The organism is Kribbella sp. NPDC050820 (genome assembly GCF_040653975.1).
In the GTDB taxonomy this organism is placed as follows: domain Bacteria; phylum Actinomycetota; class Actinomycetes; order Propionibacteriales; family Kribbellaceae; genus Kribbella.
In genome coordinates, this window is sequence record NZ_JBFAHB010000069.1 from 1 (window position 1) to 21,998 (window position 21,998).

The 21,998-nt window shown below is 69.5% G+C and carries 29 protein-coding genes; 11 read left to right on the forward strand and 18 right to left on the reverse strand.

The genetic code is table 11. From position 1 onward, the window contains the following. Nucleotides 1–153 precede the first annotated feature (153 nt). Nucleotides 154–1,929, forward strand: coding sequence for a glycerophosphodiester phosphodiesterase family protein (locus tag AB0H36_RS38025; protein WP_360535075.1), 1,776 nt, complete (start codon nucleotides 154–156; stop codon nucleotides 1,927–1,929). Here the strand turns inward: AB0H36_RS38025 and AB0H36_RS38030 are convergent. Further along, nucleotides 1,926–2,981, reverse strand: a complete 1,056-nt coding sequence (locus AB0H36_RS38030; protein ID WP_360535077.1) for a glutamate--cysteine ligase — start codon at nucleotides 2,979–2,981, stop codon at nucleotides 1,926–1,928. The two genes, AB0H36_RS38025 and AB0H36_RS38030, sit on opposite strands and share 4 nt — an antisense overlap. Nucleotides 2,982–3,029: 48 nt before the next feature. On the opposite strand from AB0H36_RS38030, the gene AB0H36_RS38035 reads away from it, so the two are divergent. Both AB0H36_RS38035 and AB0H36_RS38040 read left to right on the forward strand, forming a co-directional pair. Continuing rightward, on the forward strand, nucleotides 3,030–3,767 hold the full coding sequence (locus AB0H36_RS38035) for a HipA family kinase (RefSeq protein ID WP_360535079.1): 738 nt from the start codon (nucleotides 3,030–3,032) through the stop codon (nucleotides 3,765–3,767). Further along, on the forward strand, nucleotides 3,764–4,150 hold the full coding sequence (locus AB0H36_RS38040; RefSeq protein ID WP_360535081.1) for a DUF3037 domain-containing protein: 387 nt from the start codon (nucleotides 3,764–3,766) through the stop codon (nucleotides 4,148–4,150). Before AB0H36_RS38035 ends, AB0H36_RS38040 begins: the two co-directional genes overlap by 4 nt. Here the strand turns inward: AB0H36_RS38040 and pgm are convergent. Further along, nucleotides 4,147–5,769: a phosphoglucomutase (alpha-D-glucose-1,6-bisphosphate-dependent) gene (pgm, locus tag AB0H36_RS38045; RefSeq protein ID WP_360535083.1), complete on the reverse strand. Its 1,623-nt coding sequence runs from the start codon at nucleotides 5,767–5,769 to the stop codon at nucleotides 4,147–4,149. The genes AB0H36_RS38040 and pgm overlap by 4 nt on opposite strands. A gap of 52 nt (nucleotides 5,770–5,821) precedes the next feature. Continuing rightward, nucleotides 5,822–7,267 (reverse strand): fused MFS/spermidine synthase, encoded by a 1,446-nt coding sequence (locus tag AB0H36_RS38050; RefSeq protein ID WP_360535085.1) that lies wholly within the window; start codon nucleotides 7,265–7,267, stop codon nucleotides 5,822–5,824. A 68-nt stretch (nucleotides 7,268–7,335) separates the two neighbouring features. Between AB0H36_RS38050 and AB0H36_RS38055 the strand changes: the two genes are divergently transcribed. The 3 genes from AB0H36_RS38055 to AB0H36_RS38065 are packed head-to-tail and all read left to right on the forward strand — an operon-like array spanning nucleotide 7,336 to nucleotide 9,351. Next, nucleotides 7,336–8,022 (forward strand): maleylpyruvate isomerase N-terminal domain-containing protein, encoded by a 687-nt coding sequence (locus AB0H36_RS38055; RefSeq protein ID WP_360535087.1) that lies wholly within the window; start codon nucleotides 7,336–7,338, stop codon nucleotides 8,020–8,022. 34 nt (nucleotides 8,023–8,056) lie between these two features. Further along, nucleotides 8,057–8,563, forward strand: coding sequence for a VOC family protein (locus AB0H36_RS38060; RefSeq protein ID WP_360535089.1), 507 nt, complete (start codon nucleotides 8,057–8,059; stop codon nucleotides 8,561–8,563). Continuing rightward, entirely contained in the window at nucleotides 8,560–9,351 is a 792-nt protein-coding gene (locus tag AB0H36_RS38065) for a MerR family transcriptional regulator (protein ID WP_360535091.1), read from the forward strand. The genes AB0H36_RS38060 and AB0H36_RS38065 overlap by 4 nt, the downstream gene beginning before the upstream one ends. Here the strand turns inward: AB0H36_RS38065 and AB0H36_RS38070 are convergent. The 4 genes from AB0H36_RS38070 to AB0H36_RS38085 are packed head-to-tail and all read right to left on the reverse strand — an operon-like array spanning nucleotide 9,348 to nucleotide 12,116. Further along, nucleotides 9,348–9,707 carry an MmcQ/YjbR family DNA-binding protein gene (locus AB0H36_RS38070; RefSeq protein ID WP_360535093.1) on the reverse strand — a complete coding sequence of 120 codons (360 nt, stop codon included), beginning with the start codon at nucleotides 9,705–9,707 and terminating at the stop codon, nucleotides 9,348–9,350. The genes AB0H36_RS38065 and AB0H36_RS38070 overlap by 4 nt on opposite strands. A gap of 10 nt (nucleotides 9,708–9,717) precedes the next feature. Continuing rightward, the gene (locus AB0H36_RS38075; RefSeq protein WP_360535095.1) at nucleotides 9,718–10,371 is read right to left on the reverse strand and encodes a response regulator transcription factor; all 654 of its coding nucleotides are present in this window, start codon (nucleotides 10,369–10,371) and stop codon (nucleotides 9,718–9,720) included. Next, nucleotides 10,346–11,515 carry a sensor histidine kinase gene (locus AB0H36_RS38080; protein WP_360535097.1) on the reverse strand — a complete coding sequence of 390 codons (1,170 nt, stop codon included), beginning with the start codon at nucleotides 11,513–11,515 and terminating at the stop codon, nucleotides 10,346–10,348. Before AB0H36_RS38080 ends, AB0H36_RS38075 begins: the two co-directional genes overlap by 26 nt. Before the next feature lie 25 nt (nucleotides 11,516–11,540). Continuing rightward, nucleotides 11,541–12,116, reverse strand: a complete 576-nt coding sequence (locus AB0H36_RS38085; RefSeq protein ID WP_360535099.1) for a hypothetical protein — start codon at nucleotides 12,114–12,116, stop codon at nucleotides 11,541–11,543. A gap of 260 nt (nucleotides 12,117–12,376) precedes the next feature. Here AB0H36_RS38085 and AB0H36_RS38090 point away from each other — a divergent pair, with 260 nt between their 5' ends. After that, on the forward strand, nucleotides 12,377–12,922 hold the full coding sequence (locus tag AB0H36_RS38090) for a hypothetical protein (RefSeq protein ID WP_360535101.1): 546 nt from the start codon (nucleotides 12,377–12,379) through the stop codon (nucleotides 12,920–12,922). 1 nt (nucleotide 12,923) lies between these two features. Here AB0H36_RS38090 and AB0H36_RS38095 read toward each other — a convergent pair whose 3' ends face one another. After that, complete coding sequence (locus AB0H36_RS38095) at nucleotides 12,924–13,427, reverse strand: hypothetical protein (RefSeq protein ID WP_360535103.1); 504 nt, start codon at nucleotides 13,425–13,427, stop codon at nucleotides 12,924–12,926. A gap of 223 nt (nucleotides 13,428–13,650) precedes the next feature. Next, nucleotides 13,651–14,202 (reverse strand): YceI family protein, encoded by a 552-nt coding sequence (locus AB0H36_RS38100; protein WP_360535105.1) that lies wholly within the window; start codon nucleotides 14,200–14,202, stop codon nucleotides 13,651–13,653. A gap of 177 nt (nucleotides 14,203–14,379) precedes the next feature. On the opposite strand from AB0H36_RS38100, the gene AB0H36_RS38105 reads away from it, so the two are divergent. Then, the gene (locus AB0H36_RS38105) at nucleotides 14,380–14,868 is read left to right on the forward strand and encodes an FBP domain-containing protein (RefSeq protein WP_360535107.1); all 489 of its coding nucleotides are present in this window, start codon (nucleotides 14,380–14,382) and stop codon (nucleotides 14,866–14,868) included. A 77-nt stretch (nucleotides 14,869–14,945) separates the two neighbouring features. Further along, nucleotides 14,946–15,206, forward strand: a complete 261-nt coding sequence (locus AB0H36_RS38110; protein WP_360535109.1) for a hypothetical protein — start codon at nucleotides 14,946–14,948, stop codon at nucleotides 15,204–15,206. Nucleotides 15,207–15,242: 36 nt separating this feature from the next. Here the strand turns inward: AB0H36_RS38110 and pyrE are convergent, their stop codons facing one another. The 3 genes from pyrE to AB0H36_RS38125 form a co-directional block, all read right to left on the reverse strand. Continuing rightward, on the reverse strand, nucleotides 15,243–15,770 hold the full coding sequence (gene pyrE / locus AB0H36_RS38115; protein WP_360535111.1) for an orotate phosphoribosyltransferase: 528 nt from the start codon (nucleotides 15,768–15,770) through the stop codon (nucleotides 15,243–15,245). A 32-nt stretch (nucleotides 15,771–15,802) separates the two neighbouring features. After that, on the reverse strand, nucleotides 15,803–17,047 hold the full coding sequence (locus tag AB0H36_RS38120; RefSeq protein ID WP_360535113.1) for an exonuclease domain-containing protein: 1,245 nt from the start codon (nucleotides 17,045–17,047) through the stop codon (nucleotides 15,803–15,805). A 65-nt stretch (nucleotides 17,048–17,112) separates the two neighbouring features. Beyond that, nucleotides 17,113–17,745 (reverse strand): hypothetical protein, encoded by a 633-nt coding sequence (locus tag AB0H36_RS38125; RefSeq protein ID WP_360535115.1) that lies wholly within the window; start codon nucleotides 17,743–17,745, stop codon nucleotides 17,113–17,115. Between the two features lie 18 nt (nucleotides 17,746–17,763). Between AB0H36_RS38125 and AB0H36_RS38130 the strand changes: the two genes are divergently transcribed. Beyond that, on the forward strand, nucleotides 17,764–17,919 hold the full coding sequence (locus tag AB0H36_RS38130; protein WP_165546543.1) for a hypothetical protein: 156 nt from the start codon (nucleotides 17,764–17,766) through the stop codon (nucleotides 17,917–17,919). 134 nt (nucleotides 17,920–18,053) lie between these two features. On the opposite strand, the gene AB0H36_RS38135 is transcribed toward AB0H36_RS38130, so the two are convergent. Beyond that, nucleotides 18,054–18,545 (reverse strand): metallophosphoesterase, encoded by a 492-nt coding sequence (locus AB0H36_RS38135; protein ID WP_360535117.1) that lies wholly within the window; start codon nucleotides 18,543–18,545, stop codon nucleotides 18,054–18,056. 176 nt (nucleotides 18,546–18,721) lie between these two features. Then, nucleotides 18,722–19,711: an oxidoreductase gene (locus tag AB0H36_RS38140; RefSeq protein WP_360535119.1), complete on the reverse strand. Its 990-nt coding sequence runs from the start codon at nucleotides 19,709–19,711 to the stop codon at nucleotides 18,722–18,724. Nucleotides 19,712–19,897: 186 nt separating this feature from the next. On the opposite strand from AB0H36_RS38140, the gene AB0H36_RS38145 reads away from it, so the two are divergent. Continuing rightward, nucleotides 19,898–20,203 carry a hypothetical protein gene (locus AB0H36_RS38145; RefSeq protein ID WP_360535121.1) on the forward strand — a complete coding sequence of 102 codons (306 nt, stop codon included), beginning with the start codon at nucleotides 19,898–19,900 and terminating at the stop codon, nucleotides 20,201–20,203. A 180-nt stretch (nucleotides 20,204–20,383) separates the two neighbouring features. On the opposite strand, the gene AB0H36_RS38150 is transcribed toward AB0H36_RS38145, so the two are convergent. From AB0H36_RS38150 to AB0H36_RS38165, 4 genes are all read right to left on the reverse strand, one after another. Further along, nucleotides 20,384–20,779, reverse strand: a complete 396-nt coding sequence (locus AB0H36_RS38150; protein ID WP_360535123.1) for a hypothetical protein — start codon at nucleotides 20,777–20,779, stop codon at nucleotides 20,384–20,386. Continuing rightward, on the reverse strand, nucleotides 20,776–20,997 hold the full coding sequence (locus tag AB0H36_RS38155) for a hypothetical protein (protein WP_360535125.1): 222 nt from the start codon (nucleotides 20,995–20,997) through the stop codon (nucleotides 20,776–20,778). The genes AB0H36_RS38150 and AB0H36_RS38155 overlap by 4 nt, the downstream gene beginning before the upstream one ends. Nucleotides 20,998–21,166: 169 nt before the next feature. Further along, nucleotides 21,167–21,604 (reverse strand): hypothetical protein, encoded by a 438-nt coding sequence (locus AB0H36_RS38160; protein ID WP_360535127.1) that lies wholly within the window; start codon nucleotides 21,602–21,604, stop codon nucleotides 21,167–21,169. A gap of 25 nt (nucleotides 21,605–21,629) precedes the next feature. Beyond that, on the reverse strand, nucleotides 21,630–21,938 hold the full coding sequence (locus tag AB0H36_RS38165; protein WP_360535129.1) for a hypothetical protein: 309 nt from the start codon (nucleotides 21,936–21,938) through the stop codon (nucleotides 21,630–21,632). Nucleotides 21,939–21,998 lie beyond the last annotated feature (60 nt).

The following is a 21,998-nucleotide window of genomic DNA, read 5'->3' on the forward strand; positions in this document are numbered from 1 at the left end:
GTTCGGCCTGGTGCTGCTGGTCACGGCATGCATCGTGCTGGACGTGCTCGCCGGGCTCCGGCGGGACGATGCCCGCCGAGTGCCGCGCAGTAGGCGCAGCGTCCCCAGACACCCTCGCAGGCGTCCCGCCCACACCCTCTGGAAGGAACCCTCATGCGCCGCCTTACCCGCGCGCTGCTTCCGCTTGCCCTTGTCGCCGGGCTGTTGCCGGCCGCTCCGGCTGCCGCGTCTCGTGGTGACTTCGACATTCAGGCCCACCGCGGTGGCCTCGGGCTCACGGTGGAAAGCACGATCGCGTCGTTCTCGCACGGCCTCGAGCTGGGCGTCAGCACGCTCGAGCTCGACGTCCAGATCACCGAGGACGGCCACGCCGTCGTCACCCACGACCGCAGGATCTCCGGCACCAAGTGCAAGGACACCGCGCCCTACACCCCGGGCGACCCGGAGTACCCGTACGTCGGGAAGTTCATCAAGACCCTCACCCTGAAGCAGGTCAAGCAGCTCGACTGCGGTTCGCAGACGCTGCCGAACTACCCCGGCCAGCAGCCCGACCCGGGCGCCCAGATGCCGGAGCTGCGCGACGTCTTCGCGCTCGTGCACCGGTTCCACGCGTACGGCGTCAAGCTCAACATCGAGACCAAGGTCGAAGCCGGCGCGCCGTCCGAGACCGCGCCGCGCGAGCAGTTCGTGCAGGTCGTCGCACAGGAGGTCCGGACCGCCCGGATCGCCCGCCAGGTGACGATCCAGAGCTTCGACTGGGGCGCGCTGATGCGGATGCGCCAGGTCGCGCCCGAGCTGCCGCTGGTCGCCCTGACGAACTACGACTTCCTGCAGGTCGGCCAGCCCGGCAAGTCGCCGTGGCTGGGCGGCATCGACATCGACGACTTCGGCGGCGACCTGGTCAAGGCGACCAAGTCGTTCGGCGCGGCCGCGATCTCGCCGGTGCACGGCTTCCCGCAGGACGGCAAGATCACCGACCCGACGTACCGGCCGTACGTCACCGAGGAGATGGTGAAGTCGGCGCACGACGCCGGGATGAAGGTCGTGCCCTGGACGGTCGACGACCCGGCGACGATGGAGTCGCTGATCGACAAGGGTGTCGACGGCATCATCACCGACTACCCGGACCGGCTGCGTGAGGTCGCACGCTCCGAGGGCTTCCGGCTCCCCCGGTCGTACGACGCTCCCGCCGTACGCGCGCTGCCGGCGGCGCACGCGCACAACGACTACGAGCACCGGCGGCCGCTGCAGGACGCACTGGACCGTGGGTTCAACAGCGTCGAGGCGGACGTGTGGCTGATCGACGGTGAGCTGCGGGTCGCGCACGACCTCGAGGACGCCGTGCCCGGGCGGAACCTGGAGAGCCTGTACCTGAAGCCGCTGGCCGACCGGGTCCGGGAGAACCACGGGCAGGTGTACAAGCACGGGCGGGACTTCCAGCTGCTGATCGACATCAAGAGCGACGGGCCGTCGACGTACGCCGCCATCGACCGGGAGCTGACGAAGTACCGCGGCATCAGCACGGTGTTCATCAACGGTCGCGTGGTCAAGGGCGCAGTCACCTCGGTGATCAGCGGCAACCGCCCGCTCGACGTGCTGAAGGCGCAGAAGGTCCGGTACGCCGGGTACGACGGCCGGCTCGCCGACCTGCCGTCCGGGATGCCGGCGTCGCTGATGCCGCTGGTGAGCGACAACTGGACCAACCACTTCACCTGGACCGGCATCGGCCCGATGCCGGCCGCCGAGAAGACCAAGCTGCACGACATCGTCGTCCGGGCTCACCACGTCGGCTACCGGGTCCGCTTCTGGGCGACACCCGACATCCGCGGCGCGGCCCGCGAGGCGCTGTGGGGCGAGCTGGCGGCCGCAGGCGTCGACCACATCAACACCGACGACCTGCACGGACTCGAAGCGTTCCTGCGGACCTAGGGTTTGACTTCCGTGAGGGCGATGAGGTTTGCGCCCTCACGGAAGGCCCTGCGTTGGCGGACGGCTCCGTTGCCGGTGCTTAGTACCCGCTGGATGCCGTCCTCAACCATGTCTGCCGCGTCGAGCTCCTGCAGCGCCGGCTGTACGTGCTGCTGCAGCCGCTTCAGGACGTCAGGCATCGGCAGCGGCTCCGCCGTACGGACGTCGAGCCCGTCACCTGTCAACCCGTCCCGCGCGGCCAGCCAGTAGGCGGCGCGCAGTACCTCCGGCTCGAGCGACGGGCCCTGTGATCCGTCGTCGACGGCCGTCATCACCAAGGCGCGGACGAGGGTCGCCAGGAGCACAGTCTCGTCCACGGTGAGCGGGATGTCGCTGACCCGCACCTCGACCGTCGGCAGGTGTGTCGACGGCCGGATGTCCCAGTAGACCATCTGCTCGTCGATCAGCGTGCCGGCCGCCAGGTGCATCGCGACCAGTGCGTCGTAGTGCTCGATCGACTCGAAGTACGGCGGGGGCCCGGCGCACGGCCACCGCGACGTCATCAGCCATCGCCAGCTCGCGAAGCCGGTGTCCTGGTCCAGGTAGATCGGTGAGTTCGCGGTGAGTGCCAGCAGCACCGGAAGCCACGGCCGGACGTGGTTGCTCGCCCGGATCGCCGCCTCCTTGTCCGGTACGTCGACATGCACGTGGCAACCGCAGACACCCTGCTCCCGCGCCAGCAACCCCCACTTGTCGGCCAGCTCCTGGTAGCGCGGCTTCCGCGTGATCGACTGCGCAGCGCGTCCGTGCGGCGGCACGGCAATGGCCAGCAGGCGGCCGCCTTCCTCCGCTGCTGCCTTGGCGAGCTTGGTACGCATCTCGGTGAGGTGGCCGTGCAGCTCGTCGGCGGTCTCACAGACCGGGGAGTTGATCTCCACCATGGCTCTGGTCAGCTCGAGGGCGATGTCGAGGTCCTGGACGTCCGCTACGACCGCCTTGCTGCGTGGGAGGGGTTCACCGGTGGCGGAGACCAGCAGGAGCTCTTCCTCGACCCCGATCGAAGGGCGTTTCACCCGCCTCCGGTACCCATCGGCAAACGGCCGGCGGCTAGGCTCTGCGGCGTGAGTCTGCCGACTGTCATCGCGACCCGTTACGTGCTGCCGCTCCGGGAGGGCGGCTCGCTTCCTGGTGTTGTCGAGGGCAACGATCTCGGCACCTACGTGCTGAAGTTCCACGGCGCCGGCCAGGGCCCGAAGGCGCTGGTCGCGGAGGTGATCGTCGGCGAGCTGTTCCGTCGGCTGGGGCTGCGGGTGCCGGAGCTCAAGCTGATGCAGCTCGACCCCGCGATCGGCAAGTCCGAGCCCGACTTCGAGATCCAGGAGCTGCTGCTGCGCAGCGCCGGGCTGAACCTGGCTGTCGACTTCCTGCCCGGCTCCTTCGGGTACGACGGGTCGGCCGGAAACCCCGGCGACGAGGGGATGGCCCGGATCCTGTGGCTGGACGCGTTCGTCGCCAACGTCGACCGGTCCTGGCGCAACACCAACCTGCTGGTCTGGCACAAGAATCTCTGGCTGATCGACCACGGAGCCGCGTTGTACTTCCACCACTCCTGGATGCCCGCGGAGAAGTTCGCCGCACTCCCGTACGACGCCTCGGACCACGTGTTCTCGGTCGCGGCGCCCGACGTACCGGCGCTCGACGCCGAGCTGGCGGCGGCGATCACGCCCGAGCTGCTGACCGAGGTGATCGGGCTGGTGCCGGGCGAGTGGATCGACGACGGGGACCGGGAGCGCTACCTCGGCCACCTGCTCGCCCGGCTGGACAATCGCGCCGCCTGGCTGCCGGGAGGTGCCCGATGAACGCCGACCTCGTGCCTTTCGACTACGTGATCCTGCGGGCGGCGCCGCGGATCCACCGCGGTGAGTACATCAACGTCGGCGCGGTGCTGTACTGCCGGGCGCTGGACTTCCTCGGCGCGGCCTGGGACGTCGAACCGTCCCGGCTGAAGGCGCTCGACCCGGCGGTCGACGTCGACGTGGTCTGCGCGTCGCTGGACCACATCCGGGCGGTCTGCGCGGGCGATCCGGACGGCGGACCGGCCGCGGCGACCAAGATCGGCGAGCGATTCCGCTGGCTGGCGGCACCTCGCAGTACCGTCGTGCATCCCGGACCGATCCACAGCGGGCTCACCAACGATCCCGCTGCGGACCTGGACCGCCTGCTCGACTCCTTCGTGCGCTAGCCGAGCGCCTTCGAGACGGCCTCTCGCGCCTGGACGAATACCTGCTCCAGGTGCTCGGCGCCCTTGAAGGACTCGCCGTAGATCTTGTAGAGGTCCTCGGTGCCGGACGGGCGCGCGGCGAACCAGGCCGACTCGGTGGTGACCTTCAGTCCACCGATCGCGGCGCCGTTGCCCGGCGCGGTGGTCAGCCGGTCCACGATCGGTTCCCCAGCCAGCTCGGTCGCCGTGACCGCATCCGCCGAGAGCTTGGCCAGCTTGGCCTTATGGTCCCGCGTGGCCGGTGCGTCCACCCGCGAGTACGCCGATGCACCGAAGCGCTCGACCAGCTTCGCGTGGGCCTGTGAGGGCGTCTCACCGGTGACCGCAGTGATCTCACTCGCCAGCAGCGCGAGCAGGATGCCGTCCTTGTCGGTGGTCCAGACCGTCCCGTCGAAGCGCAGGAAGCTGGCCCCGGCCGACTCCTCGCCGCCGAAGCCGACCGACCCGTCGATGAGTCCGGGGACGAACCACTTGAAGCCGACCGGCACCTCCCACAGCCGCCGGTCCAGGTCCGCGACGACGCGGTCGATCAGCGACGACGACACCAGGGTCTTGCCGACCGCGACCTCTGGACCCCATTGCCGGTTCGTGAACAGGTACGAGATCGCGACCGCGAGGTAGTGGTTCGGGTTCATCAGCCCGGCGTCCGGGGTGACGATGCCGTGTCGGTCCGCGTCCGCGTCGTTGCCGGTGGCCACGTCGTACCGGTCCCGCTGCGCGACCAGCGAGGCCATCGCGTACGGCGAGGAGCAGTCCATCCGGATCTTGCCGTCGTGGTCCAGCGTCATGAACGACCAGGCCGGGTCGATCGCCGGGTTCACCACGGTCAGGTCGAGGCCGTGCCGGTCGGCGATCGCGGCCCAGTAGTCGACGCTGGCGCCGCCGAGCGGGTCGGCGCCGATCTTCACTCCGGCACTGCGGATCGCGTCGAGGTTCAGCACCGACGGCAGGTCGTCGACGTAGTGGCCGACGAAGTCGTACTCCCCCGCCGCCGACCGGGCCTGCTCGAACGGCTTGCGCCGTACCTCCCGGTTGCCACCGGCGATCAACTCGTTCGCCCGGGCCGCGATCCAGCCGGTCGCGTCGGAGTCGGCCGGACCGCCGTGCGGCGGGTTGTACTTGATGCCGCCGTCCCGCGGCGGGTTGTGCGACGGCGTGATCACGATGCCGTCCGCACCGGCTCCGGCGCCGCGGTTGAGCCGCAGGATCGCGTGCGAGACGCCAGGCGTCGGCGTGAGCCGGTCGGCGCTGTCGACCAGGGTCTGTACGTCGTTGCCGGCCAGCACCTCGAGCACAGTCCGCCAGGCCGGCTCGGACAGGCCGTGGCTGTCCCGGCCGACCAGCAGCGGCCCGGACGTGCCCTCACCGGCGCGGTACTCGCAGATCGCCTGGGTGATGGCCAGGATGTGCGCCTCGTTGAACGCAGCGTCCAGGCTCGAGCCGCGGTGTCCCGACGTACCGAAGACGACCTTCTGGGCGGGGTTGTCCACGTCCGGGGTGAGGTCGTCGTACGCCTTCAGCAGCGCGTCGACGTCGACGAGGTCCTCGGGCTGAGCGGGTTGGCCTGCGCGTGGGTGCATGGTGCCATGCAACAAGCCCGGGCCCGCGAGCACAACTCCAGCGGTCGCCTGCTCAGCTGGTGAACGGCGTCAGCAGCTGGTCGACCGGCGCGTAGTCGTCGGTCAGGACCGGCGCGTCGCCGACGAAACCGTCCAGGTCGGGTTTCAGCTCCATCGTCGGCCCGAGCCGGGACGCGATCGCCTGCTCGTCGATCGGCCGGTCCGAGGCGACCAGCACGAAGTTGCCGCCCTCGTCGTTCTTCCGGGCGATCACGCTGACGTGCGCGAACTCCTCCTGCAGGGTCCGGATCTCGGCCTTGGCGAACGCGGCCTCGCCGAAGTCGATGGCGTTCACCACGTACAGGCCGTCCGGGCGCAGCACCCGGCGGATGTCGGCGACCACCTCGCGCGTGGTCAGGTGCCACGGCACGGACACCCCGCTGAACGCGTCCATGATGATCAGGTCGTCGCTGTCCGTCGCCTCGGCGCGGATGCCGAGCCGGCCGTCGCGGACGGTGACGTCCAGCTCCGGCCCGGTCCGGACGCCGAGCTCCTGCTTGTCCAGCTCGACCACGGCGCCGTCGATCTCGTACACCTTGTTGTGGGTGCCCGGCCGGGTGGCGGTCAGGTACCGCGGCATGGTGAGGCCACCGCCGCCGATGTGCAGCGCGTCCAGCCGCCGGTCGTCCGGCCAGGTGGCGTTGATCGCGGCGGCGAAGTTCTTGATGTAGTCGAACTCCAGGTACGTCGGATCGTTCAGGTCGACGTACGAGTGCCGGAGCTGGTCCAGGTACAGCGTGCGCCCGCCCTCGCGGTTCGGGTCGGCCACCACCCGGGCGCAGTGGTACGCCGTCTCCACCTCACACGGCCGTGGCGCGACCAGGGTGAGCGTGGCGCCGATCAGCGCGAGGGCCACCGGCTTCACGGCCGTCCGAGCACCTCGCAGTACGACGGTCAACACCGCACCGGCGAGCACGAGCAGACCGCCCAGCGTGAGCACAATCGTGCTGATCGGGATCTTCGACACGAACACGAACCCGGTCAGCACCGTCCCCGCGATGCCACCGACGGTCGCGTACGCCGACAGACGGCCGACGACCGTTCCCGTCTGGGCCAGCGTCGCCAGCCGCAGCTTGGTCACCATCGGTGTCACGGCGGACAGCAGCGCGGCCGGTGCGAACAGGGCCACTGCGAGCACCAGGAACACCAGATCGGTCCCGCCGCTCAGCGACTCACCGGTCCAGCGCACTACCGGCAGGATCAGCATCACCAGAGCGCCGCCGATCAGCACCAGCGGCCCCAGCGTCTTGCGCGGAGACACTGTGTCCGCATATCGCCCACCCAGCGCGGCACCGGTCGCGATCGCGGCCAGCGCGACCCCGATGACCGCCGTGTTCGTCTCCAGCGTCAGTCCGATGTACGGCGCCACCAGCCGCAACGAGACGAGTTCCAGCACCATCACGGCCGCCGAACTGCCGAACGCCAACGCGATCGCCAGCCGCGACCCAACGTCACCCATGCTCACCGCGTCACCCTATCTGTCGATCTGAAGCGGGCCCGTTCGTCAGTCCTGTGAAGGAGGTAGTCATGGATCCTGCGACCAGCGCCGCCCTGTACGCCGGGACCCGGGAACGGGTGACTCACGCGGTGCGTTCCCTGAGCCCGGCCGACCTGGACCGCACTGTCCCAGCCTGCCCGGAGTGGACTGTGCGTGACCTGGTCTCCCATCTGACCGGTGTGGCGACGGACTTCGCCACCGGCAACCTCGACGGGGCGCCGGAACCGCCCTGGACAGCCGTGCAGGTCGAAGCGCGCCGGCGGCTGCCGATCGACGCCGTACTCGAGGAGTGGGCGGCCAGCGGGCCGGCGCTCGAGGAGGTGATCCTGGCGGGGACGAGCGAGCACCCGCTGGTCTGCAACCCGTGGGCTGACGCGGGGACGCACGAGGCGGACCTGCACGGCGTCCTGGGGTTCGGGCGGCCGCCGCGTGACCTCTGGCTGGCGACGCTCGATTGGGCGCTGTCCGAGTCGGATCCGTCGGACTTTGCCTTCGGGACCCTGTCGATGGAGACACCCGACGCCACGTACGAGCTCGGCCGCGGTACTCCCGTCGCGGCGGTGCGCACGTCGACGTACGAGCTCTTCCGGGGTGTTTTCGGGCGCCGCAGCGTCGAGCAGATCCGGTCGTGGACGTGGTCGACGCCTGAGTACGCCGAGGCGTGGAGCCGGCAACTCCCTCGGCTGCCGCAGGCCGCGCGGCCGTTGTCGGATTGACCCTGACGTAGCGTCAGGCTCGACGATCGCAGGCATGAACACGTACACCAGTCCTGTTCCGATCCCGGCCCTCGACGCGACCGCTCCCGAGGTCTACCGGGAGATCTACGGCATGCCGATGTTCGTCACCATCCCGGCCGCGGAGCTCGCGGTGTCCAAGGACTTCTGGATCCGGGGGCTCGGGTTCATCGACCTGTTCTCGGCGCCCGGTGGGCAGGTGACCCACCTGCGCCGATGGGCGTTCCAGGACGTCCTCCTGGTGCCTGGGGTGCCGGCTCCGGCTGCTTCGGCGCAGGCCATCAACTTCGCGGCCGTCCTCAGCCAACTCGACGAGATCGCCGCCCGGTGCTCGGAGTTGGTCCCTGGCTGCGTTGAAGGCCCCGAGGTGAAGCCGTGGAACTCGGTCGAGCTGACCGTGACCACGCCGGAGAACGCCCGAGTCACCATGACGGCGGCCCGACCGCTCGACCCGGCGAGCCCGCAGGCCGAGAACCTCCGCAAGATCGGGATCCCGCATCCCGCTGACAAACTGAGGGCGTGACTTCGGACGAGTTGACGGTCGGCCAGGCGGCCGCCCTGGTCGGTGTCAGCGTGCGGACGCTGCACCACTGGGACGCGGTCGGCCTGGTCCGGCCGAGCGGACGCACGCCGGCCGACTACCGGGTCTACTCGGGCGACGACATCGCCCGGATCCATCAGGTGCTCGTGTACCGGGAGCTCGGCCTGCCGCTCGCCGAGATCGGCCGGTTGCTCGACGACCCGGCTGCAGATGCTCGCGAGCATCTGCGTCGGCAGCGTGCTCAGCTCACCTCCCAGATCATCCATCTGGAGTCGATGGTGCACGCGGTGGACCGGATGCTGGCGGCGACGTCGTCCGGTATCAAGCTGTCGCCCGAGGAGCAGGTCGAGATCTTCGGCACCGACTGGCGGCCGGAGTGGGTGCAGGAGGCCAAGGACCGCTGGGGCGACACCAAGCAGTGGGCGCAGTACGTCGAGCGGACGAGCGCACTCGCTCCGGACGAGTGGCGCGAGGTGGCTGCGTCCACGGAGGCGCTGAACGCTGAACTGGCGGCGGCTGTGGTGGCGGGCGTCGTACCTGGTTCAGCTGAGGCCAACGCCCTGGCCGAGCGCCACCGCGAGTCCTTCGCGCGCTACTTCGACTGCACGCACTCGATGCATGCCTGCCTGGCCCGGACGTTCGTCACCGAGCCCGGCTACCGCACCTACTTCGAATCCCTCGCTCCCGGCCTGACCGACTGGCTGCACGCCACGATCTTCGCCAACACCGCAGCCCACGGCGTGGATCCGGCGTCCGCGACCTGGAACTAGAGAGCGTCCAGCTTGGCGATCAGGGTCTTCGGGGCGATCTGCCGGTAGGCGCTCTCGACCAGGTCCTCGAGGTGGTCCCAGTCCACGCCGTCGACGTCGAGGTAGACCCCGAGCCAGCCACGATGACCGACGTACGGCGGCCTGAAGAAGTGCTCCGGGTCCCCCTCGACCAGCGACTCCTGCACCCCGGGCGGCGCCGCGCACCAGAACCCGACGCGGTCGTCGTGGTGCTGGTTCGCGAACATCACGAACACCTTCTTGTCCCGCACGAACCACGTCGGCTCCCCGTGGCTCGGCCGCTCCGTCGTCTCCGGCAGCGCGAGACACAGTCCCCGCAGCCGCTCGAGCGCCTCCATGCGTCCTCCCTCAGTGGCGTGGGCCCGGTGAGACCACACCGGCTTCGTACGCGTAGACCACGGCCTGCGCGCGGTCCCGCAGGTCCAGCTTGGTCAGGATGTTGCTTACATGCGTCTTCACGGTCTGCTCGGCCAGCACGAGCTCCGCAGCGACCTGCCGATTCGACAGCCCGCGCGCGACCAGCCGCAGTACGTCGGTCTCACGCGGCGTCAGGTGGACCGGAGTGATCGGCACGACGGGCTGGACGCGAGCGAAGTCCTCCACCAGCCGACGCGTCACGGACGGCGCCAGCAAGGCATCTCCAGCAGCGACGACCCGGACCGCGTTGGCCAGCTCGTCCGGAGTCGAGTGCTTCAGCAGAAACCCACTAGCGCCGGCACGCAAGGCCGCATACACGTAGTCATCGAGATCGAACGTCGTGAGCATGACGACCCGTGCGGTCCCGTTCTCCAGGATGCGACGGGTCGCGGCGAGGCCGTCCATCACGGGCATGCGGACGTCCATCAGGATCACGTCGGGACCCAGCTCGGCCGCCAGCGCCACCGCCTCGGCGCCGTCACCGGCCTGACCGACGACCTCGAGATCGGGCTGCGCGTTCAGCAACGCCGTGAACCCGGCCCGCACCATTTCCTGGTCATCAACCACGAGCACCCGGATCGCCACTCGCCACCTCCTCCACCGGTATGACCGCCTCCACCAGATAACCGCCCTCGGGGGTCGGCCCGTTGCTCACACTCCCATCCAGCAGTGCCACCCGCTCCCGCATCCCGACCAGGCCCTGCCCGCTGCCGGGCTGCCCTGCGGACTGCCCTGGACCGTTTCGAACTGTCAGCTTCAGCGCGTGGTCGTCCCGCCGCACCGTCACTTGCACCACTGACTTGGGCGCATGACGTACTGCGTTGCTGAGTGCCTCCTGCACGATCCGGTACGCCGCCAACTCCACAGCCGGATCCAGTCCGCTCGGCACGCCCTCGTCGAGGCGCACATCCGCTCCCGCTCGCCTCGTGGTCGCGACGAGCTCGGGGAGCTGCTCCAGGCCCGGCTGCGGCCCCAGCTCGTGCGTTGGCGGCTCATGATCGCGCAGCAGCTGCAGCACTCGCCGCATCTCGGTCAGCGAAGCCCGCGCCGCATCAGCGATCTCCACGAACTCCGCTCGTACGTCGTCCTGCAGGTCCGGGAGTCGGTGCGGCGCACTGTCCGCCCGGACGACCACGACAGACAAGTGGTGTGCGACCACGTCGTGGAGCTCGCGCGCGATGCGTGCCCGCTCCTGCAGCCGGGCGCGCTCGGCCCGCTCCTCCTTGCTGATGACCTCCTGCTCCGCCAGCCGGCGACGCGTCTCGTTCCTGGACCGCAGCAGGTCGGCAACGACGACCGCGACCGCTGACAGGCCGGCCATGACGAGCAGAGAGCCCCAGCTGCCTCTGTCCGGTGCAAGCGCGAGAGCACCGGCGCCGACGGCTTGCGTGGCGACCCACCACGCCACCAGCTCGCGTCGGCTCAGTCCGCGGGCGCCGGCGATTGCGAGGACGAACGCCGTACCAAAGGCTGCTGTCGTCCCCCACGGCCACGGCTCGCTCGGTGGGTCGGGCACTGTGAGCCCCGCGGTGATCGCACTGACGAGCAGGGAGACGACGATGGCCGCTCGGGGGCGCAGCCAGACCAGCGCCAGCCCTAGGCCGCGCGCCAGAGCCAGTCCGGCTACGGCACTCATCGGGACGCGGTAGTGCTGGTAGAGGTCCAGGGCGGTCAGGAACACCAAGGCGGCGACCGCCAGCCCGGCGACCCACCTCCATCGTCGGTTCACCCTCCGGACCCTAGTCCGCGCGGTGTCACAGCTGCTGAATCCAAGCCCAGATCAGCCCCATCCCCGCACCACCCACCGCAATCGTTGCCGGCAGCACCCATCTCCCGGCCGGCCCGTACAGCCGCCGCGCCGAGGCCACGTGCAGCCGGTGAATCCCCCGAAAGGCCAACATCAAGCCAACGATGATCGGCACCGAAACCGCCGCATGCACCGCCCAGGCCCCCGCTTTGGTAGGCCCACCCCAGGTCCCCGCCCCGTACGGCCCGTCGGTCACCACGCCGTAGAACACGCCTCTGACCACCGCCATCCCCAGCAACAGCACCAGGAACCAACTCACCACCCCCAACACCGCCGTAACCACCCCATGCCCGAACACGACCCCCGGCCTCACGGGGACCACCTCGTCGCCTGCCTTCAACTGCTTCTGCCGTTCGGGCTCCGTGCGGTGCTCCCCCAGCACGGCGTCGGCCATCGTCTGTGCGCCGACGATCACCAGGCGAACGTCGTACCAGATCGATTGCACCCAGCGAATGGGGAATGTGCTGCGCCCGGATACCGGTCTGCCCGCTGCGGTTCGCCGCGGGGTGATTGTGTCCGTCATGTCTTCTCCTCAGCTCTCAGGTCCTGAGATCGAGGCTAGAAATCAGCGGCTCGCGGGACATCCGGCCACGGAGCCAACCGGCACCCCGTACCCCGGTAGGGGCTGCTCCGTGATCGAACTGTGATCCACGTCACAGTGACCACCGTCCGTGTCACAGCGTTACACGGTCAGTGCCGGACGGCGTGCACTGGCTCAGTGCACTCCTGGGTGCCCGACGGCGCAAGCGGCCACGCCGCGCCCAACAGGAGGTTCGGACCCACATGCGCATTCGGAACCTGGTGGCGATCGCCACGCTGCTCCCGGCTGTGATGTTGGCCGGCTGCGGCAACGACGGGTCGTCCGACGTCGCCGCCTCCAGCCCGGGCGCCAAGAAGGCGTCGAAGAACGGGCTCACCGAGCAGGTCGGCAGCGCCGGCCAGGCCGACCCGGTCGTGAACGCCTACTACGAGTACCGCGTCGCCCTCGACGTGATGATGCGCAGCGGCGGCAGCAAGACCAAGCAACTCGCGCCCGTGATGACGCCGAACCTGTTCCAGGCGATCAGCGCCCAAGCGAAGCACTACCGCACCAAGAAGCTCCACAACACCGGCGCCACCAGGGTCCTGTGGGCCAAGCGCACCCTCGCCTCCAGCGGCGTCATCGTCAGCGCCTGCTACGACACCACCCTGGCGCGCACCGTCGACTCCAAGGGCCGAGCCGTCCTTCCCGCCACCACGCCGACCCGCTGGCTCGACGAGATGCGCGTCGAGCAACACCAGTCCCGCTGGCTGGTCGACGGCGGCCGCACCACCCCGAACGGCTGCTAACTCACGCGTGCCGGACCATCTGGTGCAGTAGGGCCTCGACCGCGTCACGAAGGTCGGCGTCGTGCTCCGGCCCGGACCAGACGACGACACACCCCTTGTCACCCAACCTGCTCGCAACCAACTCGCGAGCCGGCGTCGGGTCTCCCTGGTTGAGTACGACGACCAGCCGCCGGCCGTCACGCTGCAGCCGATCCAGCAGCGGCGGCAGCGTCGACCCGCGGAACACCCCGGGGTCGCTCTTCACCTTCGTCTCGACCATCACGCCGCGCCCGCGCACCACCAGCAGGAAGTCGGCCCGGTCCCGGGTGAACTCGCGGTCGTGGTAGATCCGCGCCTTCGGCCACAGCCGCTGCAACGCGAGGTCGACCTCGGCGTCGTACCGCGCCGCCAGCCGGCTCACCCGCGAACTCGTCCCGCGCGGCCGGAACGCCTCCGGCGTACGGCGTCCGGCCCGGCGCCGCCCGAACAGCGGCGCCAACCAGCGCGCGAACCTCGTGTCGATCATCGGCGGACCCCTCGACCTAGCCGGCACTCAACCCCAGTGTCCCCACCCCGGCACAGCGCCCAACCACTCCCACCCCGATCGTGATCCCACCGCCACAAACCCACAAAGAAGAGCCCCGCGGATGACTCTTGGTCACCCACGGGGCCCTCTAACTCCACCCGCTCGACACCCGGCGTCACAACGGCTGCCCCGCCAGTCGACGCGGCCGCCCGGCCTCGGCGGCTCAGCTGTTCTTGATCGCCGAGACCTCGATCTCCAGCGTGACCTTCTCGCTGACCAGCACGCCGCCGGTCTCCAGCGCCGCGTTCCAGTTGACGCCGAAGTCCTTGCGGTTGATCACCACCGAACCCTCGAGCCCGACCCGCTGGTTGCCGAACGGGTCCGTCGCCGAGCCGGTGTACTCGAACGGGATGTCCAGCGACTTGGTCACGCCGCGCACGGTCAGGTCCCCGGTGACCGTGAAGTTGGCGTCGCCGTCCTGCTTGACCGCGGTCGACACGAACGAGATCTCGGCGTGGTTGTCCATGTCGAGGAAGTCGTTGCTGCGCAGGTGGTCGTCGCGCTGGCTGTTGCGGGTGTCGATGCTCTTGGCCTGGATCGTCACCTGCCCGGACGAGTTGGCCGGGTTCTCGCCGTCCAGGTGCAGTGCACCCTCGAACTCGTCGAACGACCCCCGTACCTTGGTCACCATCGCGTGCCGCGCGACGAACCCGACCCGGCTGTGCGCGGTGTCGATCGTGTAGTCACCGGACAGAGCGGCGTACTCACTGGCCATCTACAGTTCCTCCAGAGAACTAATTAGTTGAAGGTTGCATAGTCCAGTGTTCACCTAATGCGTCGGGTTGTCCACCCCCGGTGCTTGGCCGTTGCCAGGAGCAACCAGCTGGATATTCGGTTGCAGGTGCGGCGGCGCGGCAGGTGTGATGGGTGGCCGAAGGATCGGAGGACCGTCGTGCAACCGCTCAGCGCCGAGGAGATCAGGCGCTCGTTCGTCAACTCGTCCAAGAGCCTGGTCAAGGCGATGACCCTGCCCCGCGGGTTCACCGAGCTGCCCTGGGACTCACTCGACTACCTCGGCTGGCGCGACCCGAAGGCGCCCAACCGCGCCTACCTCGTCGTACGGCGGGACAGTGGAGTGATCGGGGTCGCGCTGAACACCCAGGCGACCGGCAAGCCGCGCCGCGGGACCGGGCTGTGCGACCTCTGCAACACCGCGCACCAGGTCACCGACGTGGCGCTGTTCGCGGCCCGGCGCGCCGGTTCGGCCGGCCGGGACGGCAACACCGTCGGGCTGTACATCTGCGCCGACCTGGCCTGCTCGCTGTACCTGCGCGGGCTTCGCGAGCTCGAGGTGCCGCAGGGGGAAACCGCCTCCCCCGAGATCCGCGCGGAGCGGCTCAGCGCGCGAGTTGAAGGATTCGTAAATCGCGTCCTCGCTTGAGGGCTGGGAGTGGGTACCTGGAACTACGCTGGAGTCAGCGGCAAGTCCACACGGGCGAAGAAGGAGAGCGAGTCGCGATGACCGAGTTCAGAATCACGCACGAGATCCACGAGGTTCACCCGGACATCCGCGAGCGGCTCACCGCCACGACGATCGAGGCCATCAACGAGTCCAGCGCCCGCTCCCCCGAAGACGCCGCCCTGGTGCTGCGCCACAAGCTCGGCGAGATCGGCGTCCACATGAGCGAAGCAGCCTGCCTGGCCGCCATCGAACGCATTCGCTCCGGTAAGCAACTCCGCTTCGAGATCGAACGCGAAACAGTCGACGAAGCGGACTGATCCGCTCCCCGCGTCTCGCCCTGCGCGACCGCAGGCCTAGCCGGCGTGCGGCGCGAGGTCTGCGGCGGTGAGGAGTGCGTGCAGGGTGAGGCCGGCGTCGGTGAGGGGTGCCGGCGTGGTGTCGTTGCGGTTGATGACGCAGACGGCGTGTGCGATGTCGGCGCCCCGTGCCCGCAGCTCCTCGGTGGACAGCACGATCTGACCGCCGGTGGTGACGACGTCCTCGACGATGGTCACCCGTCGCCCCGCCGTCTCAGCCCCCTCGGCAAGCCGACGCGTCCCGTACGCCTTCGCTTCCTTCCGCACAAACGCACAAGGCAACCCGGTACGACGCCCCAGCGCCGTCACCACCGGGATCCCACCCATCTCCAACCCGGCCAGCACCTCGGTGTCCGCCGGCACCAGCGGCACCATCGCCTCCGCGATCGCGTCCAGCAACACTGGATCCGCCTCGAACCGGTACTTGTCGAAGTACTCCGTAGCGACCTGCCCCGACCGCAGCACGAACTCCCCGGTCAGATGAGCACTCGCATGAACCCGCCGCGCCAACTCCCCAATCTCCACACTGCGGACCCTACCCAGGCCCTTGGGCCGGTTCAGGCGGGGCGGCGCTCGGGGGCCTCGGTCGGGGTGGTGGGGAGGAGGCGGCGGAAGTCTTCGATGGAGATGATCGGGATGTTGTAGTCGCGGGCGGCCCGGGCCTTGACGGAGAGGCTGTCCACGTCGGCGGCGACGACGAACGTGGTGTCGGGACGGACCGCTTCCTGGGGAGCAAAGCCGGCGGCGACGGCGCGGTCCCACCACACCTCGCGCGGCTCGATCATGTCGCCGGTGAACACCATCGTGCTCCCCGGCGGGAACCCCCGCGCGCCAGGACGAGCGGGCACGACGTACCGCCCCGAGCTCGCCCGCAGCAGCGCGTCGTCCACGTCGGACACCCGATGCCCGAGCATCACCGCGACCCGGTCGAGATCGCTGCGCTGGTCCGCGGTGATCTCGCCGTCGCCCCACGACACCGCCGCCAGCGCGGAGACGTAGTACCGATGCAGCTCCTGCACCTCGGACCGTGCCAACCCGAGCTCGGTCGCGACCTGGACGAGCTGGTCGGCGTCGGCCGCGGTGATCTCGCGGTCCGCAAGGATCCCGTCGAGCAGCGCAAGGTACGAGTCGGCCTGCGGTGGCTCCGGGACCCGCGGCAGCTGATCCACGATCCGGCTCATCCACCCATGCCGCCCGCCCGCATGCACCGGCCGCACCGTCGGCGTGAACTCCACTCCCGGCAACGCCGGCCACGGCAGCCGCCGGATCTCCTCAAAGGCCCACTGCCACGGCGGCGGCGACGGAAAGGCCTGCAAGTACCGCCCGAACAGCTCGGCCGTCGCACGCGTGTCCGCCAGCGCCGAGTGCCAGCCCTCGATCGAGATCCCGGCCGCCGCGCAGCACGCGCCGAGCGTCCGCTTCGCTCCCGGATACAGGTAACCGGCCAGCGCCATCGTGCACATCGACCGCTCGGTGATCAGCGGTACGGCGACCCCGAGCCGCCCGAACTCCGCCCGCAGGAACCCCAGGTCGAACTCGACGTTGTGCCCGACAACCATCCGCCCGGCCAGCAATCCGCCGAGCTCCCGCGCGACGTCACCGAACTCCGGCGCGGCCAGCACGTCGGCAGTGAGAATCCCGTGAATGTGTTGCGGACCGAGGTCGCGCTGCGGGTTCAGCAACGTCACCCACTCGTGCTCCACCTGCCCACGCGCATCGAGCAGAACTACGGCGATCTCGATCACCCGGTGCCGATAAGTGGGCAGCAGGCCGGTCGTCTCGGTGTCGATGACGGCATACATCCGTGGCGCCTCCTCCGGCTCGGTTACCGACCCGGAACAACCCAATCACACAGCGCCGACAGTTTTCAGCCCGCCGGAATCTCGACCGCGATCTCCTCGCCCAGCCGGGCGCCGTGCGACAGCTTGAGATCGTCACCGCTCCAGAACCGCCCCGGGTCGTACCAGTTCGGCCGGCGCCCGTGCAGCAGCCCCATCGCCTCATAGGTCACCGCCACGACCTCGGCGCAGTACGCCGACTCCAGCTCGAGCTCCCGCGTCCCGCGCCGGAACGCCGGCACCCGCCCTCGCACCCATCTCGACGCCAACCGGGCCGTCGACGGGAACGGCGTACCGTCCAACCGCGCGACGGTCTGCAGTACGGCGTCCTCCATCTCCCGCGTCACGGGATGGTCCAACTGGCGCAGCCACGCGCGCTGACCGTACTTCCGCGCCCACACCAGCACCGCGTCACGCAGATCGTGCAACTGGACGCCGCGGTGGTGCGTGCCGGTCCACACGTCCGGCAGCGACCGGCCCAGCTCGGCGTGCCACATCAGCGGCGGCAGGTCCTCGACGACGATCGCCATCCCGACGTGGTTGACCGGGCTGTTCGTGGTCAGCTGGATCGCCCGGTCGGCCGGGCTGGCGCCGCGGAACAGCCAAATGTCACCTGTTCGTGTCAGTTCCGTAGCGTCATCCAGTGAAATCCGGGTCTCCACATCGCTAGGTTAGTCGCCATGAAGGTATGGAAGGTCGTAGGACTTGCGGGGCTCGTCGGCGTGGCCGCAACGGGCGTGGTGATCGCGCGGGGCGAGCGCAAGCGCCGCGCCTACACGCCCGAAGAGGTGCGCGACCGCCTCAAGACCCGGGTCAAGGAAGCAGCAAACGCTTAGTTCCCGCAACGACGTCGGTCGGCCGGGCGGTCGGGCGTGGGACGCCGTAACTCGGTGGTACGGCGGTCGCCACTGCGCGCCCGGCCGCGTCCATGTCAGGACCAGCTCAGGACCGTTGCAGCAGGCAACGCCTGTCAAAGGTTGTGGAGAGCAACCTCTTTCAGGCGGCCGGACGTGATCGTCGCCGTCTGATATGTGCAGTACGGCTGCCGGCGCCGGTCCGTCGGCGATCCCGGGTTCAGCAACCGCAGCCCGCCGGGGCTCGTCGTGTCCCACGGGATGTGGCTGTGCCCGAACACCAGCACATCCACGCCCGCGTACGCCTTCTCGCACCGCTCCTCGCGCCCCTTGGCCGACCCGGTCTCGTGCACCACCGCGAGCGACAGGCCGTCGAGCGTCACCCGGGCAACCTCAGGCAGCCGCGATCGCAGCTCCGGACCGTCGTTGTTACCCCAGCACCCGATCAGCCGCGCAGCCCGAGCCTCCAGCTCGTCCAGCAGCGCCACGCTGACCCAGTCCCCGGCGTGAATCACCACATCGGCCTGCTCGATCGCCTCCCACACCGGCTCCGGCAGCTTCTTCGCCCGCACCGGCAGATGAGTGTCCGAGATCAGTACCAGCCACATGCCACCACTCTAAGGTCGTGTCTGGTGCTCCCGCGCCGTCGCGAGCAGGTGCTCGGTGCGGTGCATCGCCGTGCTGGAGTGAAGGCCTCGATGCGGATCCATCGTGGCCTTTGCTCCAGTGCGGCGAGGTGCCGTGCCGAGTGCCGCGCAGTAGGCGCGGGAGCACCAGAGACGGCCTACGCCTCCAGTGACTGGATCAACTCCTGCTCCTTGGTTGGGCTGAGGCCGGCTTTGCGTTCGCGGTCCAGGCCGAGCTCGCGCTCCCAGGCGAGCACGTCCTCCAGGAACGACTGCCGGGACCGGTGGGTCAGACCGGCTGCCCGAGCCGCCGCCCCGCTGCGACTCGACCAGCCTTCGTACCCCGGTGCGGTCAGCCACATCGCCAGCGAGTCCGGCCCCATGTACTGCTCGACCTTCTGGTCCTCCAGCCACTCCCGCGACGCGAGCACCACCGGCCCGGTGTGCCCGCCCACCTGGCGCACCAACTCGATCCACTCCCCGAACGGCACCACCGGACCATGTGTGTCGAAGGTCCCCGTTGTGCCCTCCGTCGCGCAGTCCAGCAACCAGGACGCCAGGTCCCGCACGTCGACGACCGCCGTGGAGAGCTCCGGCGTGTCCGGCACCAGCATCGGCTGCTCCGGCGCCCGCGCCGCCCGAGCCACCCACGCACCGGAGCGATCGCTCTTGTCCCCCGGCCCACCGATCAACCCGGCCCGCGCGATCACCAGCCGGTCCCCGACCGCCTCGATCGACGCCGCCTCGCACGCCGCCTTCGCCTCGCCGTACAACTCCCGGTCGACCACGTCCAGCTCGGTCGGATCCCGCAGTACGGCGGACTCGTCGGCGCCCGGCGTGTCGTACTTCTCGTAGACGTTGACCGACGACACATACGTCCAGTGCTTCGCCCGAGCGCCGAAGGCCGCCAGCGCTCCCCGCACGAAGCCGGGCTGCCACGACACCTCGAACACCGCATCCCAGTCGCGGTCGGGCACAGCGTCGTACGCATCCGGCCGGCTGCGATCGGCCGCGACCAGAGTCGCTCCGTCGGCCACCCCGCCGCTCTCGCCCCGCGCCACGCAGGTGACCGAATGCCCACGCGCCAACGCCTGGGTCGCGATCTCACGACCCAGCCAAGCGGTCCCGCCGAGTATCAGAATCTCCACGCCCGCAAGCCAATCAGGCGCCACCGACAAAACCCAGGCTGCTCTGCTGACGGCAGAACCGAACGCTTCGTGATGCCGCGAGGGCATGCGGTCACCGCCGTACCCGAACCCTTGCGGTCACGCCGATCGGGGCGCAGTGTCGAGGCAGGGACCGCCGAAAGTGGGGGCCATGGGCAAGGGGGAGAAATGGCTGCTTTCGTTCAGATCATCGAGTACCGGACGCAGAAGCCGGACGAGATCGCCGCGCTCAACGACGAGTTCCGCAAGACCCGCGAGGGCTCCGGTGAGGGCTCGGCGCCGACCATCGCGATGACGTGCGCCGACCGGGACGAGCCGGGCCGGTACTTCGCGATCGTCCAGTTCGGGTCGTACGACGAGGCGATGGCGAACTCGAACCGCGCCGACACCTCCGAGTTCGCCGCCAAGATGATGGAACTGTGCGACGGGCCGGCCAAGTACTACAACCTGGACGTGACACAGGCGATGGAGTGACCCGCTGATCCCTCGGGCCCAGTCGCATCGCGAGTCCGGCTGGGCCCGAGCCACGCCCGGGTGGTCGCCGTACTGGTGCCTTGGGCAACGGGGTGGTTTCGGTCGGCCGGTGCCGGAAGGGAGGAGTCGGCACCGGCCACCCGATTCAGACCGGGTCCGCGGCGCCGGACCCGGTCCGGCTCATCGGAACACCCGGTACGACGACCAGCCGGCCGGCGGCGCACCGCCGTACGAACCGCTGCTGCCGTCGCTGTGCAGGGGATCGGGGTCCTGTGGCTCGGGGGCGGAGTGCAGATCCGGCCAAGGTCTCGGTGGAAGAGACTCCCGCGGCGGCAGTCTCAGGTCGGGGTCCGGCCCCTGCTCCGGGTCGAGCCACTCGACCTCGGTGGCGCCGCCGTGGCCGTGGATGGCGACCACGGACTCGATACCGTCCCAGACTGTGGTGGTCGGATAGTCGCCGTACCAGCGGAGCGCGACCGCTCCGTCGGTGAACTGGACGCCCTCGGCGACGGGGCCGGTGCCGCTGACACCGGAGACGTCATGATGGCGGATCAGCCGGAAGCGACGGGCCGTCATTTCGGGGCTACCTCCCAGAGCCGTTCGCCCGGCAGCGTGCGGTCCGGGCCGGGGTCGGCGTCGGGGATCGGGTCACTGGTCACGCGCAGGCCGGCGAACCGGCGCGCCATGGCTGCTGCGTAGCGTTCGGCCAGGTCGGCCTCCGCCCGGTAGTCCGCGACGACGTGGTCCCCGAACCACACCAGTACGCGGCGACGTTGAGGAACAGGATCGGACATCAGTGCACCCGCCTACCCGGCCGGCGCGTTCCCATCAGCGACATCGAAGAACAACCGTCCATACCAATCACTTCCACTTCCCTGTGGGGATGGGTTCAAGGAAGTGACGCCCCCCACAACACTTCATGACGCACTTCGGCGGAACTTCCCCAAACCACACAGAGGTGATTCAGGCAACGACCCAAGGGCGCCAGGAGTCGACGTCGGCGGCGTCCGGCGTGATTCGTTCGTCGAAGGTGTGGGTGCCCACGCCGGGCAGGTGCGCTGCGACGAGCGTGTCGAGGTTGTGGACCAGGAGCATCGGAAGGTCCGGGCGCGAGGTGACGAGCTTGTCGAAAATCAACCGCGCTTCAGCGTGCAGGATGGCTTCCCTGCGCCCGCCCCGGACCTGGATCTCGATCGCATAGGGATCGAGCGCCTGGACGTCCTCGGGCTCCGGATCCACCTCGACGTACCCGTTCGGCTGAGCCACCACCCCGAGCCACTCGTCCACAGTCGTCGCCCGAACCCGCATGCGAACGGCGGCACCGTCCACGCTCCCGCCCTCACACCCGGCGACCTCACGCAGCCACCGAGCCACCTGCCCCGGCGACTCCGCGGTGGCCACGAAGACACAGTCGACGACAGACACGTCAGGCGACGACCCATGGGCGCCAGACGGTGTCATCCGGGATGTCGAGTGTCGTACCGGGCGGGAAGGAGTGCACGCCGGCGCCGGGCAGGTACGTCGCGACGATCATGGACAGGTCGTGGCTGAGGACCAGCGCGACGCCGGGGCGGCCTTCCGCCAGTTCGTCGAACACCGCGCGTGCCTCCCGTGACTGCAACTCCTCGTCCCTCTTGCCCGCGAGGCGGACCTCGACCACTCCCGTGTAGCGGTCGATCGCCGAGACATCCTCGGGCTCAGGATCGGCCTCGCCGTACGTGTTCGGCTCGGTCAACCGTCGTGGCCAGCGGCACGTCCGAGGCGAAGAAGATGTCGTCGTCCGTCGACACCAGCG

What these genes read in the sequence shown, in the direction of transcription:
- AB0H36_RS38025 (WP_360535075.1), top strand. Translation starts at nt 154, where the DNA reads ATGCGCCGCCTTACCCGCGCGCTGCTTCCGCTTGCCCTTGTCGCCGGG.
- AB0H36_RS38040 (WP_360535081.1), top strand. Translation starts at nt 3,764, where the DNA reads ATGAACGCCGACCTCGTGCCTTTCGACTACGTGATCCTGCGGGCGGCG.
- pgm (WP_360535083.1), bottom strand. Translation starts at nt 5,769, where the DNA reads ATGCACCCACGCGCAGGCCAACCCGCTCAGCCCGAGGACCTCGTCGAC.
- AB0H36_RS38050 (WP_360535085.1), bottom strand. Translation starts at nt 7,267, where the DNA reads ATGGGTGACGTTGGGTCGCGGCTGGCGATCGCGTTGGCGTTCGGCAGT.
- AB0H36_RS38055 (WP_360535087.1), top strand. Translation starts at nt 7,336, where the DNA reads ATGGATCCTGCGACCAGCGCCGCCCTGTACGCCGGGACCCGGGAACGG.
- AB0H36_RS38060 (WP_360535089.1), top strand. Translation starts at nt 8,057, where the DNA reads ATGAACACGTACACCAGTCCTGTTCCGATCCCGGCCCTCGACGCGACC.
- AB0H36_RS38070 (WP_360535093.1), bottom strand. Translation starts at nt 9,707, where the DNA reads ATGGAGGCGCTCGAGCGGCTGCGGGGACTGTGTCTCGCGCTGCCGGAG.
- AB0H36_RS38085 (WP_360535099.1), bottom strand. Translation starts at nt 12,116, where the DNA reads ATGACGGACACAATCACCCCGCGGCGAACCGCAGCGGGCAGACCGGTA.
- AB0H36_RS38090 (WP_360535101.1), top strand. Translation starts at nt 12,377, where the DNA reads ATGCGCATTCGGAACCTGGTGGCGATCGCCACGCTGCTCCCGGCTGTG.
- AB0H36_RS38095 (WP_360535103.1), bottom strand. Translation starts at nt 13,427, where the DNA reads ATGATCGACACGAGGTTCGCGCGCTGGTTGGCGCCGCTGTTCGGGCGG.
- AB0H36_RS38100 (WP_360535105.1), bottom strand. Translation starts at nt 14,202, where the DNA reads ATGGCCAGTGAGTACGCCGCTCTGTCCGGTGACTACACGATCGACACC.
- AB0H36_RS38110 (WP_360535109.1), top strand. Translation starts at nt 14,946, where the DNA reads ATGACCGAGTTCAGAATCACGCACGAGATCCACGAGGTTCACCCGGAC.
- AB0H36_RS38120 (WP_360535113.1), bottom strand. Translation starts at nt 17,047, where the DNA reads ATGTATGCCGTCATCGACACCGAGACGACCGGCCTGCTGCCCACTTAT.
- AB0H36_RS38130 (WP_165546543.1), top strand. Translation starts at nt 17,764, where the DNA reads ATGAAGGTATGGAAGGTCGTAGGACTTGCGGGGCTCGTCGGCGTGGCC.
- AB0H36_RS38135 (WP_360535117.1), bottom strand. Translation starts at nt 18,545, where the DNA reads ATGTGGCTGGTACTGATCTCGGACACTCATCTGCCGGTGCGGGCGAAG.
- AB0H36_RS38145 (WP_360535121.1), top strand. Translation starts at nt 19,898, where the DNA reads ATGGCTGCTTTCGTTCAGATCATCGAGTACCGGACGCAGAAGCCGGAC.
- AB0H36_RS38150 (WP_360535123.1), bottom strand. Translation starts at nt 20,779, where the DNA reads ATGACGGCCCGTCGCTTCCGGCTGATCCGCCATCATGACGTCTCCGGT.
- AB0H36_RS38155 (WP_360535125.1), bottom strand. Translation starts at nt 20,997, where the DNA reads ATGTCCGATCCTGTTCCTCAACGTCGCCGCGTACTGGTGTGGTTCGGG.